Raw genomic sequence first — 15841 nt, 5'->3', positions numbered from 1 at the left:
AAGGTTGGTAGTTCTTACCGATTCGAGATTTGTGAGGGGCTCGCCGTGGGCATCAAGGTCGCTCTGGAACATCGAACAAGTTACTCGTTCGACCGCACCGTCCAAGTGTTTCCGCACGAGATCCGGCTGCGGCCTGCGCCGCATTCTCGGACACCCATCGAAGCGTATTCGCTGAAGATCGAACCTGCCGAACATTTCGTGAATTGGCAGCAGGACGTATTCGGAAACTTTTTGGCACGCGTCGTTTTTCCGGAACGAACCGACCACATGTCGATCACTGTCGGGCTCGTCGCCGACATGGCCGTCATCAACCCGCTCGATTTCTTCGTCGAGGACTGGGCGGAGCATTTCGGTTTTCGGTACGACAAGGCCGACCTGCCGGATCTGGAGCCGTATCTGCGGCCCGTCGACGAGGACGAAGAAGGAAGTGGCCCAGGGCCGGTCGTGTCCACCTGGGTGGAAAAGCTGGAGGCGGCGGTACGCGAACGCGGGGACACACTGCGCACCATCGATTTTCTGGTGATGGCGAATCAAGCCGTCCTCGGCGACGTCGGTTACTCGGTGCGGATGGAACCGGGTGTGCAGAGCCCGGACCACACGTTGACCACGGCGGTCGGTTCGTGTCGAGACTCGGCGTGGTTGCTGGTATCCGTTCTGCGCCAGATGGGATTGGCCGCGCGGTTCGTCTCCGGGTACCTCGTGCAACTCGCGTCCGACGTGAAGTCTCTCGACGGTCCGTCCGGGCCTGCAGCCGACTTCACCGACCTCCACGCATGGACAGAGGTCTACCTCCCTGGTGCAGGGTGGGTCGGGATGGACCCGACCTCCGGATTGTTCGCGGGCGAAGGCCACATCCCACTGTCCGCGACACCCCACCCGTCCACGGCGGCAGCCATTTCCGGCGCCACGAGCAAGTGCACTGCAGAGCTGGACTTCTCCAACACCGTGGTTCGGGTACACGAGGACCCACGCACGACGTTGCCGTACACCCGAGAACAGTGGGACGCCATCCGGCGGACCGCATCGACGCTCGATGCGCGAATGAGTGCGCAGGACATTCGATTGACGGTGGGAGGTGAGCCGACGTTCGTCGCCATCGAGAATCAGGATGCGCCCGAATGGAACACCACCGCCGACGGCCCGCACAAACGCATATTGGCCAGCGCACTCGCCGAGCGTCTGCGCAGCATCTACGCACCCGACGGGTTGGTCCAACGCAGCCAGGGCAAGTGGTACCCCGGTGAGCCTCTGCCGAGGTGGCAGGTCGGTCTGTATTGGCGGACCGATGGTGAATCGCTGTGGAGCGATTCCGATCTCATCGCCGATCCGTGGCTTCCCGCCGACGAGCGGCCCGCCGATGTCGACAACTCTGCGTCGCGGGCTCTGGTGGAAAAACTGGTGGAAGGCCTGGGGTTACCGGCCGAGCAGGCACGACCGGCGTTCGAGGATCCGTTGGTGCGGCTGCTCGACTACGTCCGGCAGCCGTACGGTGATCCACCCGTCGACGCCGACATCGAACCCGGCACCGACACCCCGGACGCCCGTGCGGCGTTGCTGGCGAAGCTCGAGTCCAGTACCGACGAACCAGCGGCGTTCGTTCTGCCCATCGGCAGGACGCCCGACGGAACGGGGTGGCGCAGCGCCGATTGGACTCTCCGCCGTGGTCGCATCGTGCTTCTGGAGGGCGACTCGCCTGCAGGCTTGCGGCTTCCGCTCAGTGCCATCTCGTGGACCGGTGGTCCGCCGGAGAATCCGTCGGACCCGACCGACCGCAAGGATCCGTTGCCCGCGCGTCAGATGACGCAGCGCCCGCCTCGGCCCGTCGACCCGGCCGAGGCGCGATACGCGCGACTCGCACAGGCGAACGAGTCGAATCGGGGCGTCGTCGGCGGCAACGGCGTGACGGCGCTCGTCGCCGAAGTGCGGGAGGGCGTCCTGCATGTGTTCATGCCTCCCGTGGACCGGTTGGAGGACTTCGTCGATCTGGTGGCTCGGGTGGAGGACGCCGCGTCGGCGATCGAGACTCCCGTCGTCATCGAGGGCTACGGGCCTCCGTCGGACCCACGCGTGCAGACATTGACCGTCACCCCCGATCCCGGCGTCATCGAGGTGAACGTTCAGCCGTCGTCGTCCTGGGCGGAACAGAACGAGCTGATGGAGACGCTGTACCGCGAAGCACGCCGATCACGGCTGAGCACGGAAGGATTCGACAACGACGGCACGACGCGGGGGACCGGCGGCGGAAACCACATCACTCTGGGCGGCGTCACACCGTCGGATTCGCCGATTCTGCGCCGGCCGGACCTCCTGGTGTCGCTCCTGACCCACTGGCAGCGGCACCCGTCGTTGTCGTATCTGTTCTCGGGTCGCTTCATCGGAACGACGTCGCAGGCGCCGCGCGCCGACGAAGGCCGCGAAGAGGCGCTGTACGAACTGGAGGTCGCATTCAGCGAAATCCGAAGGTTGACGGGGTCGGACCGAACGGCATCGCCGTGGGTGGTGGATCGCGCGCTTCGCCACCTGCTGACCGATATCACCGGGAACACTCATCGTGCGGAGTTCTGCATCGACAAGCTCTACAGCCCGGACAGCACACGCGGGCGGTTGGGTCTGCTGGAACTGCGCGGATTCGAGATGCCGCCGCACCACCAGATGGCGATGGTGCAGTCACTGCTCGTGCGGTCGATGGTGTCGAGGTTCTGGGACACGCCGCTCGACGCACCGCTGATTCGGCACGGGTCGAACCTGCACGGCCGATACATGTTGCCGCACTTCGTGATCAGCGACATCGGCCGAGTCGCGGAGGACCTGCGAGAGCACGATATCGAATTCGACACCAGCTGGTTGGACCCCTTCACCGAATTCCGGTTCCCGCGGCTGGGGACCACCGTGATCGGTGATGCGGAATTGGAACTGCGCGGCGCGATCGAGCCGTGGAACACACTCGGTGAGGAGTCGACGTCGTCCGGCACCGCACGGTACGTCGACTCGTCCGTCGAGCGACTTCAGGTGAAGATCGCCGGCGCGGACGAGGGCAGATACATGGTCACGTGCAACGGCGTTCCGGTGCCGATGCTGCGAACCGAACGGCAGGACGTTCAGGTCGCCGGCGTCCGCTACCGCGCGTGGCAGCCACCGAGTGCACTGCACCCGACCATCGAGGTACAGAGTCCACTTCGGTTCGACCTCGTGGAAAAGCAAACGGGACGAGCAGTCGGTGGCTGCACGTACCACGTGGTCCACCCAGGTGGACGGTCGTACAACGGGCCGCCGGTGAACTCCGTCGAGGCCGAGGCGCGTCGCAACGGTCGTTTCGAGGAGGGTGGGTTCACCTCCGGCAAGGTGGACGTAGCAAGATTGCTCGAGTTGCAGGCGCGCCAATCGATCGACGTGACGGCGCCTGGGATGCTCGATCTCCGGCGTACGGGTGTCTACGCCGGCTAGTGGCCCGCGTGGCCACCCGCGACGCCCGACGGAAGGAATGACGACTCGATGGTGCCCGTGGATGCGACACCGAGCAGCGCGGCCCCGGTCGGCTCGTCGTCCGGTTCGTCGACAACGCCAGTTCAGCCCGGTTCGGCGGACGAGTTCGGTTCGATGGAAGCGATCGAGGCCTATCGGACCCGTCGACGTGAGCTTCCGGGAACGGAGGGACGGTACGACGAACTGCTGAGCGACGCCGGCGGCGAAGAACATACGCACGTTGCGGGTCTTCGGCGGCAGTGGTCGGAACTGATCGCCGGTCTCGACCGGGCCGGTCGCGGAGGCGAACGCGCTCTGCAGAATCGAGTTCGCAGTCTCGTCGACGAACACGGGATCACGTACAACCCAGTTTCGGTCGGCGGTTCCGAGGCCCTCACGACTCCGGTCAGGTGGGGCCTCGACGGGATTCCCCTTGTGCTGGCCGCAGGGGACTGGGACGTTCTCGAAGCCGGTCTGATTCAGCGTGCACGTCTGCTCGATGCGGTTCTCACCGATCTCTACGGCGACATGCGCACAGTCACCGGCGGGGTGATTCCTCCACAATTGGTGTTCGGCGACCCGGGGTACGTCCGCGAGGCGCACGGCATCACCGTTCCCGGTCCACGGCAGCTTTTCTTCCACGCAGCCGACGTAGGTAGGGCGTCCGACGGCCGGTTCCGAGTGATCGCCGATCGGACCCAGGCGCCTTCGGGAATCGGGTATGCGCTCGCGGATCGACGTGTGATGTCGCGAGCGACGCCCGAGCTGTTCCAGGACACGAATCCGCGCCCGTTGTCGACGTTCGCTCGCGCTGTCCGGTCTGCGCTCATCGACGCGGCTCCGGCGGCGGCCGAGGACCCCGTCGTCGTGGTTCTCAGTCCTGGATCGCACTCGGAGACTGCCTTCGACCAGGCATATCTCGCGACTGTACTCGGATTCCCGTTGGTGGAGAACGCGGATTTGGTGGTGCGCGACGGATGCTTGTGGATGCGCTCGCTCGGCAAACTTCGTCGGGTGGACGTCGTATTGCGGCGCGTCGACGCCGAATTCACCGACCCGTTGGATCTGCGCCCCGATTCACGGTTGGGTGTCGTGGGTCTGGTGGAGGTTCTGCGTCGCGGTGCGGTCACGGTAGTCAACACTCTCGGCAGTGGCGTGCTCGAGAATCCGGCACTTCCTTCCCTACTGCCCGCGCTGAGTCGTGCGTTGCTCGACGAGGACCTGCTGCTCGAGTCGACGCCGTCGATCTGGGGAGGCGAGCATCACGGAGTCTCGCGCCTGACGGCGGGCGTTCGCTCGATGATCTTCCGGTCGGTGACTACTCGCGAAACCGTCGTCGGCCACGACCTGACCGATGTCGCTGCGGCCGAATTCGTCGACCGCCTGCGCGCACAGCCGTGGGCGTGGGCCGGGCAGGAAGTCCCGGAGTTCTCCATCGCGCCCGCAGGGTCGGGTTTCGGCGGCACGATCGGGGCCGCCGAAGTGGGGATGAGGCTGTTCAGCGTCGCCCAGCGCACCGGGTACACGCCGATGACGGGCGGCCTGGGTCAGGTCCTCGTCACGTCGCCGGTGGCCGACCCCCTGATCACGGTGGCGTCGAAGGACGTGTGGGTGCGTTCTGCCGAGCGGGTGACGACGGCAGATTCGGCTGCCCACACGCCGCCCGCCTCGGTGGAGGAGCTTCCGCAATACGCGGCGACGGAGAACGTCGACGTGGTCAGTTCGCCTCGTGTGCTCGGTGATCTCTTCTGGTTCGGTCGCTACAGCGAACGCGCCGAGGACATGACACGCCTCTTGATCGCGGCGCGCGAACGACACCAGGATTACCGCTCGATGCCGTGGCTCGACGGCAGTGACAGCCTGCCGATCCTGCTGCAGGCCGTGACCAAGGTGTCTCGTACCGGCCCTGGGTTCTTCGACGAGGACGTGTGCGCCGACGCGGTCACCGAGCTTCGGTCTCTGATGCTCGCCGTGGACCGACTCGGCTCGGTCGCGCAGTCGGTGGATCGTCTCCAGCAAGCCGCGAGAGGCGTCAGGGATCAGCTGTCCAACGACACGTGGGCTGTTCTGAGCCGGATCGAGACGGCGCTCGACGATCTGTCGGACGCCGACGGTTCCGACGGTGCGCAACTGGCGGCGTCGCAGTCGTCGGTGCTGCGTGGTCTGCTGTCGCTGTCCGGTCTGGCGTCGGAGTCGATGGTCCGTGACGCGGGCTGGTACCTGATGGACTGCGGCCGACGGATCGAGCGAGGGCTGCAATTGACTGCGCTACTGTCAGCGACGCTGAGCCACGCACTGACACCGTCGACGGAGCAGGCGGTGATCGATTCCGTGCTCAGCGCAGCCGAATCGTCGGTGATCTATCGTCGTCGCAATCGGGGACGTGCGCGCCCCGCTGCAGTCGCTCAATTGCTGTTGTTCGACGAGCACAACCCACGTTCGCTGGTCTACCAATTGGATCGGGTCAAGGACGATCTCGGGGCGCTGCCCGACGCGTCGGGCACGTCACGCGCGGAACAACTCGTCGAACAGATTGCAGTGCGGCTGCGTCGCGTCGACCCGGGCGACCTCGAAAGCGTCGACGCTTCGGGCAGGCGCGTGGACCTCGTCGAACTGGTCGACGGCATCCACGACCAGCTCGAGGAGCTCTCTCGGGTGGTGCTGGCGACGCACATGGTGCTTCCCGGTGGCACGCAGCCGTTGTGGGGGACCGTCCGCGGCAACCGCACGCAGCGTCAGACGACGGGAAGCGGTGACTTCCGATGAGCAGGCAGTATCGAATCCGCCACATCACCACCTACACGTACTCGGATCGCGTGACGTCCTCCTACGGGCGGGGATTTCTCGCTCCGCGAGAGTTCGACGGCCAGCGTTGCGTCGAGAAGTCGGTGGAGGTGCAGCCGGCGCCGACGGATCAGTCCTACGGTGTCGACGTGTTCGGCAACGAGGACGTCTACTTCCATGTGACGAGCGACCACGACAAGTTGATCGTCACGGCCGATTCACTCGTGGAGGTCGACGAGCCGTCTCCGAGAGACCTTCGGCTGGGTGCGGCGGAGGCGTGGGAGACAGCGAGACCACTGGCTCCGGGGGAGTACACCGCCTCCGGTGCCCGTGCCTCGGCAGTGGAGTTCGTTCTCGACCTCGACACCCCGGAGGTGACCGACGGGGTCGTGGCGTACGCGGACGCGAGCTTTCCGGCAGGTCGACCGCTCAGGGAGGCGATCGTCGACCTGACGCACCGCATCTTCACCGATTTCACCTACCAGTCCGGGTCGACGACCGTATCGACGAAAGTTGCCGACGTGCTCGAGGCACGATCGGGAGTGTGCCAGGACTTCGCTCGCCTGGCGATCGCGTGTCTGCGTGCGAAAGGTCTTGCTGCTCGGTACGTGTCCGGTTATCTCGCCACCGAACCCCCACCGGGCAAGGAACGAATGATCGGGGTGGACGCGACCCATGCCTGGGCCGCGGTGTGGACTGGCGCGAGTGGGTGGCTGGCTTTCGATCCGACCAACGACCAACTCGTCGACGAGCGATACACGACGGTGGCATGGGGCCGTGACTACGCCGACGTCCCGCCTCTGCGCGGCGTCATCTACACCGAGGCAGAGGAAAGCAGCATCTCGGTGTCCGTGGACGTGGCTCCGGTCGATTTCCCTGCGTCGTGACGAAATCGGTACGTAGGTTCCTCCAGTAGGTGCCGTCAGGCGCCACAGTCTGTCGGAAGTACCGGGTATCTTGGTACCCGATGACCGCAACATTGGCAGACCCTGTATCCGAGGTGGTGGCCGCCGCTCAGCACTTGCTGACGAGGCGCACCGGCGCACCTGTCAGGCTGGTGGACCCAGTCGATCTCGGAGGCAGTGGTCAAGCAACCGTTCTCCGAGTTCGGGTGGCGGAAAATCCGTTTCAACTACCGCGCACTCTGGTGATCAAGCAGGTCAGGGAAGCGTCGGCGGAATCCGGTTCCGAGGTCGACTCGGCGTCCGATTCTGCGTCCGATTCGGAGTCCGGCGGACACTCCGCTTTTCTTCGTGAGGCTGCGTCGTATCAATTCGCTACTGCGCTGGCCACCGACAGCAGGCCGGGTCCGGACCTGCTTGCCTACGATCTGGGTGCGCGCTTGCTGATTCTCAGCGACCTCGGCGACGCGAGTCCGATCACGGCGTTGTTGAAGCACTCCGACGCAGCGTCGGTCACCAACTCGCTCATGGCCATGGCTCAAGCGCTCGGGCGAATGCATGCTGCAACAGTGGGCCGGGAGGACGATTTCGCGGCACTGTTGCGTCGGGCCGGTGTGCCGAACAGCGCCGACGGTATCTCGGCGCAGATCCCCGACGCTCTCGTCGCCGTCCCCCGGATGCTCGAGGAGGACCTCGGCATCACCGACACTCCGGACGCCGTGCGTGAACGTGTCGAGCGCAGCGGCCGTCTGTTCGCACACGGTGCGTTTCGTGCGTTCAGCCCGTCCGACCTCTGCCCGGACAACATCCTCGTCAACGACGAAGGCGTCCGTTTCCTGGACTACGAGTGGGGCGGCTTCCGCGACGCCACACTGGACATCACGTACGCGCTGGCGTCGTTCCCCGGCTGCCTGTGCCACTTCGAGCTGTCGGCAGACCGGGCGCAGGCCATGATCGACGCGTGGCGTGCAGAGGTCGTCGGCATCTGGCCGCATCTGGCCGACGACGGTGTTCTGGCGTCGAAGATTCTGGACGCCCAGCTCATCTGGGTCTGGTTGACGACGTACTGGTTCCTCCCGAACGACCACACGCGTATCGCTGCTGCACGCGCGCATCATCTGTCCGTGCCTCGCTCTGACGCGCTGATCTCGCGGTGGAACGTACTCGTCGACCAAGCAACTCGGACGGGCGACACCGATGTCGCCGCGTTCGCCCTCCGCGTCGTCACGGCGCTGGAGAGCAAGTGGGATCGCTGATCGGGGAATGAACGCGAGTTTCGGCTCCGGGTTGGACGACAACGACGAACACGGTTTGTTCGACGCGCCGACCGACGAGCCAACCACGACGGGTGAACTGGATTCGGTTCCCGAACAGTCGTTTCAGACGCGTCCGTACACGCCACCCGAGGCGCCCTTGGCGGTGCGCATGCGGCCCGTCACGCTGGACGAGGTCGTCGGCCAAAGTCATCTGCTGAAGCCGGGAGCTCCGCTGCGGCGGCTCGTCGACGGTTCGGGCGCGTCGTCGGTCATGCTCTACGGACCTCCGGGGACGGGCAAGACCACGCTCGCCTCGCTCATCTCGGGCGCGACCGGACGCAAGTTCGAGGCACTGTCCGCGTTGTCGGCCGGCGTGAAGGAGGTCCGTGGGGTCATCGATCTCGCGCGGCGTCGACTGACTGCGGGTGAACAGACCGTCCTGTTCATCGACGAGGTGCACCGGTTCTCCAAGACACAGCAGGACGCGTTGCTCGCCGCAGTGGAGAACCGCATCGTGCTTCTGGTCGCCGCGACAACGGAGAATCCCTCGTTCTCGGTGGTGTCGCCGTTGCTGTCGAGGTCGCTCGTGCTGCAGTTGCAGCCTCTGGCGTCGTCGGACATCGAGATGTTGCTGACCCGCGCGGCGAACGATCCACGCGGACTCGACGGTGCCGTGTCCATCGACGAGGACGCGATGGAACATCTTGTCCGGCTCGCTGCAGGCGATGCCCGACGCGCACTGACCGCGCTGGAGGCCGCGGCGGGTGCGGCTACCGGTCCGGTGCTGGATCTGGCGACCGTCGAAGCCAGCGTGGACAAGGCGGCGGTCAGGTACGACCGTGACGGAGATCAGCACTACGACGTCATCAGCGCGTTCATCAAGTCGATTCGTGGTTCCGATGTCGATGCGGCACTGCATTATCTGGCGCGGATGATCACGGCAGGCGAGGATCCTAGGTTCATCGCCAGGCGACTCGTCGTTCACGCAAGCGAGGACGTCGGTATGGCGGACCCCACTGCGCTCCAGACCGCGACGGCCGCAGCGACCGCGGTGCAATTGATCGGTATGCCGGAGGCGCGGCTGGCGCTGGCTCAGGCCACCATTCATCTGGCGACGGCGCCCAAATCGGGAGCAGTGATCGCTGCGCTCGGTGCAGCCATGTCCGACGTCTCGGCAGGCAAGTCCGGGACTGTCCCTCCGCATCTACGTGATGGCCATTACAAGGGCGCCGAGGCGCTCGGTAACGCGGTTGGATACAAGTACCCGCACAACGATCCCGGTGGGGTACTTCGCCAGCAGTACCCACCCGACGAGCTGGTCGGGGTGAACTACTACGAACCCACCGATCATGGAGTCGAACGGGAGATCGGTACACGCGTCGGCAAGCTCCGCAGGATCGTGCGCGGTGGATGACGCGCAGGTCGCGGCGCATGCACGGGCGCCGTGGTTCTCCGGTTAACCTGTACCAGTGCAAACCCATGACATTCGCAGGCGTTTCCTCGACCACTTCGTGAAGGCAGGGCACACCGAAGTGCCCAGTGCCTCGCTCGTGCTCGACGACCCCAACCTGCTGTTCGTCAATGCGGGCATGGTGCAGTTCGTTCCGTACTTCCTCGGTCAGCAGACTCCGCCGTACGCGACGGCCACCAGCGTCCAGAAGTGCGTCCGCACACTGGATATCGAGAACGTCGGGATAACGACGCGCCACAACACCTTCTTCCAGATGGCAGGCAACTTCTCGTTCGGCAACTACTTCAAGCGTGACGCCATCAAGTTCGCGTGGTCGCTGCTGACGGGACGCGTCGAGGACGGTGGCTACGGGTTCGATCCCGAGCGCATCTGGGTGACGGCATACCTCGACGACGACGAGGCCATTGCGCTGTGGAAGGAACTCGCCGGAATTCCGGACGAGCGGATCCAGCGCCGCGGGATGGCGGACAACTACTGGTCGATGGGCATCCCCGGGCCGTGTGGTCCGTGCTCGGAGATCTACTACGACCGTGGGCCCGAGTACGGAGTCGATGGCGGCCCCGAGGCCGACGAGGATCGCTACATCGAGATCTGGAACCTCGTCTTCATGCAGAACGAGCGCGGCCAGGGAATCAGCAAGGACGATTTCGAGATCCTCGGTCCGTTGCCGAAGCAGAACATCGACACCGGTATGGGCGTCGAGCGTGTCGCGTTCCTGCTGCAGGGTGTCGACAACGTGTACGAGACCGATTTGGTGCGTCCGGTCATCGCCAAGGCCGAGGAGCTCAGCGGACGCAAGTACGGCGTCGACCACACCGACGATGTTCGGTTCCGTGTCATCGCGGACCACGCGCGCACGGCAGCACTGCTGATCTCGGACGGCGTCAACCCCGGCAACGACGGACGCGGCTACGTTCTGCGGCGTCTGTTGCGCCGAATCGTGCGGTCCGCACGCCTGCTCGGTGCGCCGGATCAAACGATGGCTCAGTTGATCACCGTCGTCCGTGACACGATGGCCGAGTCGTACCCCGAACTGGTCACCGGGTTCGACCGCATCCTCAATGTCTCGGTCGGCGAGGAGACGGCATTCCTGAAGACCCTGACGTCGGGGTCCAAGCTGTTCGACACAGCCGCGGAGACGGTCAAGTCCTCGGGCCGGAAGACGATCGGCGGCGCCGAAGCGTTCGCGTTGCACGACACCTACGGATTCCCGATCGACCTGACTCTCGAGATGGCGTCGGAGGCAGGGCTGACCGTCGACGAGGACGGGTTCCGGTCGCTCATGGCCGAGCAGCGTCAACGCGCCAAGGACGACGCTCGGGCCCGCAAGCACGCGCACACCGACCTGTCGGTGTACAAGGATTTCGTCGATCGTGGACCGACCGAGTTCACCGGCTTCGACGAATTGTCCTCCGAGGCGAACGTTCTGGCCTTGATCTCCGGCGGCGTCCGAGTCCCGACGGCTACTGCCGGAGAATCGGTCGAGGTGATCCTCGACCGGAGCCCGCTGTATGCGGAGTCCGGTGGTCAGATCGCGGACATCGGCTCCATCACGGCGCCTGGACTGTCCGTGAAGGTCGACGATGTGCAGAAGATCGCCAAGAAGGTGTGGACGCACAAGGTGACGGTCGAGACAGGGCAGATCACCGAAGGCGATGTGGTGTGCGTGTCCGTCGATCCGGCGTGGCGCAAGGGTGCGACTCAGGGCCACTCGGGTACGCACATGGTGCATGCCGCACTCCGACAGATTCTGGGCCCCAATGCAACTCAGGCCGGGTCGCTCAACAAGCCAGGATATCTGCGGTTCGACTTCTCGTGGCAGGGTGCACTGACGGAATCGCAGCGAAGCGACATCGAAGCCGTCGCGAACGATGCGATCGGCGCCGACTTCCAGGTCAACACGTCGGTGACGGATCTCGCAAGCGCCAAGGCCATGGGGGCAATGGCACTGTTCGGTGAGAACTACGGCGACGAGGTGCGTGTCGTCGAGATCGGCGGGCCGTTCTCGATGGAGCTGTGCGGCGGCACGCACGTCGAGCATTCCTCGCAGATCGGGCCCGTCACCTTGCTGGGCGAGTCATCGGTCGGGTCGGGTGTGCGCCGCGTGGAGGCATTCGTCGGACTCGACTCGTACCGGTACTTGGCCAAGGAACGTGCACTTCTCGCGGGGGTCGCGTCGTCGCTGAAGGTTCCGAGCGAGGAAGTGCCGGCCCGAATCGAGACGCTGGTGGAGAAGCTCCGCGTCGCGGAGAAGGAGCTCGAGGCAGTCAAAGCTGCTGCGGTTCTGTCCTCGGCCGGAGATCTGGCCGCCGGCGCGGAGCGGATCGGCAGCGTTCGAGCGGTCATCTCCCGTGCACCGGACGGTGTGGGCGGAAACGACCTGCGGACCCTCGCAACCGACGTACGCGGCAGGCTGGGCAGCGATCCGGCTGTCGTCGTACTGTTCGGCTCCGTGGACGGCAAGGTCCCGTTCGTCGTCGTCACCAACAAGGCCGCTCAGGACGCAGGCGTGAAGGCCGGAGAGCTCGTCGGCAGCTTCGGTCCGGCGATCGGTGGACGCGGTGGCGGAAAAGCCGATTCCGCGCAGGGTTCCGGATCCGATCCGGACGGCATCGCCCAGGCTCTGGTGGCCGTCCGTGCCCGCATCGCCGAAGCAGTCGACGCCTGATCGTGAGTGAATCCACAGCCCGATCCGGCACTGGTCGGACGCCGGATCGGCCAGGGTTCGACGACCCGGGACCCGGCAGACGGCTCGGCATCGACGTCGGCAGTGTTCGTATCGGGGTCGCGTCGAGCGACCCGGGGTGCGTACTGGCCACACCGGTGGAGACCGTCGCCAGATCCAAGGCCAAGGGCGCCGACGCGTCCGATGTCGCTCGTGTCGTCGAGCTCGCCCGCGAGTACGACGTCGTCGAGATCGTCGTCGGGTTGCCGCGGACCTTGCGCGGCGAGAGCGGCTCGGCCGTGAAGGCGGCTCAGGGTTTCGCTCGCGTGCTCGCACGGCACATACCGGACGTTCCGATCCGCATGGCCGACGAACGCCTCACTACGGTGACCGCGTCGCGTGCGCTGCGCGAGAGCGGCGTTCGAGCGAAAGCTCAACGCGGAGTGATCGATCAGGCTGCGGCTGTCGCGATCCTCCAGGGATGGTTGGACGAACGTTCGGCGCATCTCGCTCGGCAAGAACACCCAATTTCCACCCCGTCGGAAGAGCAGAGTCGCATCCCGGAGGTCGGCGAGTGAACTACAGGCAGCACGAGGACGAGGCCCACACCGACCCGATCGGCTACCCGACAGGGGAGGGCAGCGAGTTCCACCGCGCCGTACACGAGGGCGCTGCCCCCAGGGGCGTGCCGCGGGAGGTCGGCCGGAGCAGGGCGCAGACCAGGCACGCACGCAAAGCCGGTAGTCGGCGCAAGCGTGGTCGCATCGTCGGGGCCACACTCGGCCTCATTCTGATTCTCGTGCTCGCAGGCGGAGGTTACTTCGTGTACGACAAGTTCTCCGGCGGCGCCGTCGTCGCGGAGGACTACCCGGCCGGCTCCCGAGGTGACTCCGTCGTCGTCCGGGTCCACCCCGGTGACACGGCGCAGCAGATCGGCGGCGAGGCCGTCGCCAAGGGCGTCGTCGCCAGCGAGGGCGCGTTCATGGGCGCCGCAGTCCAGAACTCCGCAATGGCATCGGTGCAGCCGGGCTACTACCTGCTACCCAGCAACGTGCCGGCATCCGAAGCCGTCGCCACTCTGGTGGACCCGGCGTCGCGCGTCGGAAGTCTGGTGATCTCCGAGGGACGTCAGCTGCACGACTCACGTGACGTCAACACCGACGCTGTCAAGAAGGGCATCTACACGCTGTTGTCCGAGGCCAGCTGCGTCGACGCGACGGGAAGCGGAACCCCGACGTGCATCTCCTACGAGGACTTCAACGCCGCGGGTGGCGTCGACGACCCGACTGCGCTCGGGGTCCCGGCGTGGGCGACCGATCAGGTACGCGGGGTGCCCGATCGTGACCGTCAGCTCGAAGGCTTGATCGCGGCAGGCAGCTGGGACATCGATCCCACCGCCACGCCGGGCGAGATCCTGAATCAACTCGTGTCCGAGAGCGCCACGACGTACGAGAGCACCGGAATCCTGACCGCCGGAACCAATTCCGGCCTCGACCCTTACCAGACGCTGGTCGCCGCATCCCTCGTCGAACGTGAGTCGCTGCCTGCGGACTTCAGCAAGGTTGCGCGTGTGATCATCAACCGACTGGCCGAGCCCCAGAAGTTGGAGTTCGACTCGACGGTGAACTACGCGCTCGACACCACCGAGGTCGCGACGACCGATCTCGACCGAGCGACCGTCACTCCGTGGAACACCTACGCCATGGAAGGGCTTCCGGCGACTCCGATCGCCGCGCCGAGTGTCGCGGCAGTCGAGGCGGTCGAAGCGCCCGCCGACGGTGACTGGCTGTACTTCGTCACCATCAACGCTGCAGGTGACACCCTGTTCACACGCAGCTACGACGAGCACCTCGCGAACATCGGACTGGTCGAGGACGGGTTCCTCGAGAGCGGTCGCTGACCGGTGCACGCCGCGGTTCTGGGGAGCCCTATCGGGCACTCGAAATCTCCGCTTCTCCACCGTGCCGCGTACGACGCGCTCGGGTTGACCGACTGGACGTACGAGAAGATCGAATGCACGGGCGAGCAGCTTCCCGGACTCGTCGACGGGCTCGCCTCGGACTGGATCGGTCTGTCGGTGACGATGCCGGGCAAGGTCGCCGCCCTCACCTACGCCGACGAACGCACAGAACGTGCCGTGCTCGCTGGATCGGCCAACACTCTCGTTCGTGTCGACGGGCACTGGCGAGCGGACTGCACCGATGTCGACGGAGTGCTCGGCGCGCTGCGAGAAGCCGGGACCCTTGATCTGACGGGGACGGCCGTCACCGTAGTCGGAGCAGGTGGCACGTCGAGGCCGGCGATCGTCGCCTTGGCCGAATTGGGTGCGGTGTCCGTCACCGTCGTCGCACGGTCGCGCGAGAGGGCACAGGACACACTCGACTGTGCGGTGGCGTCGGGAGTCCGCGCGAATTTTCTGGCCGTCGACGATCCGAAACTCGCCGACACTGCGGCCGCCTCGTCGGTCCTGGTCAGTACCGTCCCGGCGAACGGCGCTGCACCTTACGCGCGTGCGATGGCGCAGGCTCCCGTCGTGCTCGACGCGATCTACGACCCGTGGCCGACCCCGCTGGCCGACGCAGTCCGCGGCGCAGGCGGCACGGTCGTCTCCGGTCTGGCCATGCTGCTGAACCAGGCGTACGGGCAGGTCGAGCAATTCACCGGCATGCCCGCACCCAAGGAAGAGATGCGCGCAGCGCTCGTCGCACCGTAGCGCCCTCGTCCGAACGGTGTGCACGTGATCCACAGGGCGTTGGTTGTGCACAGGGCGTCGGTTGTGCACAGGGCGTCGGTTGTGCACAGGGCAATGTCCGAGCAGGGATGTTGCGTCGGCTCCGTGGTGTGCCCGGTCCAGAGTGATGCCCGTGACGTGGTGTGCTTTGTTCGTCCTGTGGTGCGTGGGGTCCAGCGCGGTCGACCTCGCGACTCGTAGGCTCCCGAACCTCCTTACCGGTGTCGGGGCAGTCGGGCTGATCGGATGGACGCTCACCGGTGACGAGTACGGGGCGACGGCCGCAGGCGCCGGTGCCTTGTTCGGGTGTTACCTGGCGGTGCATCTGGCGGTGCCACGCGCGTTCGGTGCCGGTGACGTCAAGTTGGCGTTCACGGTCGGAGGCGTTGCCGGGCAGTTCGGTATGGACGCATGGGCCATGGCGGCCGTGACGGCGCCGCTGCTCACCGGGGCGGCAGGGATAGCCTGTGTCCTTGCTGGACGACGTCATCTCGCGGTACCCCACGGCCCGGCGATGTGCGCGGCGACCCTGCTGGCGATCACCGTGGCCCCGACGTGAAAAGATGGGTG

General features: G+C 65.8%; 10 protein-coding genes. All 10 read left to right on the top strand.

Going from position 1 to position 15841, the window contains the following annotated elements; genetic code table 11:
- The first annotated feature begins 45 nt into the window (after positions 1–45).
- The 10 genes from CH293_RS24080 to CH293_RS24035 all read left to right on the top strand — a co-directional run bounded on the left by CH293_RS24080 (position 46) and on the right by CH293_RS24035 (position 15830).
- Positions 46–3444, top strand: a complete 3399-nt coding sequence (locus CH293_RS24080) for a DUF2126 domain-containing protein (protein ID WP_094721698.1) — start codon at positions 46–48, stop codon at positions 3442–3444.
- Positions 3445–3492: 48 nt separating this feature from the next.
- A complete protein-coding gene (locus CH293_RS24075; RefSeq protein ID WP_094721697.1) occupies positions 3493–6228 on the top strand; it encodes a circularly permuted type 2 ATP-grasp protein in 2736 nt (911 codons plus the stop codon).
- The gene (locus tag CH293_RS24070; RefSeq protein ID WP_094721696.1) at positions 6225–7133 is read left to right on the top strand and encodes a transglutaminase family protein; all 909 of its coding nucleotides are present in this window, start codon (positions 6225–6227) and stop codon (positions 7131–7133) included. Before CH293_RS24075 ends, CH293_RS24070 begins: the two co-directional genes overlap by 4 nt.
- A gap of 80 nt (positions 7134–7213) precedes the next feature.
- Positions 7214–8404: a kinase gene (locus tag CH293_RS24065; RefSeq protein WP_094721695.1), complete on the top strand. Its 1191-nt coding sequence runs from the start codon at positions 7214–7216 to the stop codon at positions 8402–8404.
- A 7-nt stretch (positions 8405–8411) separates the two neighbouring features.
- On the top strand, positions 8412–9818 hold the full coding sequence (locus CH293_RS24060) for a replication-associated recombination protein A (protein ID WP_037113134.1): 1407 nt from the start codon (positions 8412–8414) through the stop codon (positions 9816–9818).
- Between the two features lie 55 nt (positions 9819–9873).
- The gene (alaS, locus tag CH293_RS24055) at positions 9874–12543 is read left to right on the top strand and encodes an alanine--tRNA ligase (protein WP_094721694.1); all 2670 of its coding nucleotides are present in this window, start codon (positions 9874–9876) and stop codon (positions 12541–12543) included.
- Between the two features lie 2 nt (positions 12544–12545).
- Complete coding sequence (gene ruvX, locus CH293_RS24050) at positions 12546–13118, top strand: Holliday junction resolvase RuvX (protein ID WP_094721693.1); 573 nt, start codon at positions 12546–12548, stop codon at positions 13116–13118.
- Complete coding sequence (gene mltG, locus CH293_RS24045; protein ID WP_037113138.1) at positions 13115–14440, top strand: endolytic transglycosylase MltG; 1326 nt, start codon at positions 13115–13117, stop codon at positions 14438–14440. The genes ruvX and mltG overlap by 4 nt, the downstream gene beginning before the upstream one ends.
- A gap of 3 nt (positions 14441–14443) precedes the next feature.
- The gene (locus CH293_RS24040; protein WP_037113139.1) at positions 14444–15253 is read left to right on the top strand and encodes a shikimate dehydrogenase; all 810 of its coding nucleotides are present in this window, start codon (positions 14444–14446) and stop codon (positions 15251–15253) included.
- A 145-nt stretch (positions 15254–15398) separates the two neighbouring features.
- Complete coding sequence (locus tag CH293_RS24035; protein ID WP_170945340.1) at positions 15399–15830, top strand: A24 family peptidase; 432 nt, start codon at positions 15399–15401, stop codon at positions 15828–15830.
- Positions 15831–15841 lie beyond the last annotated feature (11 nt).

It is taken from the genome of Rhodococcus sp. 14-2470-1b (genome assembly GCF_002259415.1).
Lineage (GTDB): Bacteria > Actinomycetota > Actinomycetes > Mycobacteriales > Mycobacteriaceae > Rhodococcoides.
The sequence above is the reverse complement of the archived record's forward strand: the minus strand, read 5'-3'. Positions and strand labels throughout refer to the sequence as shown.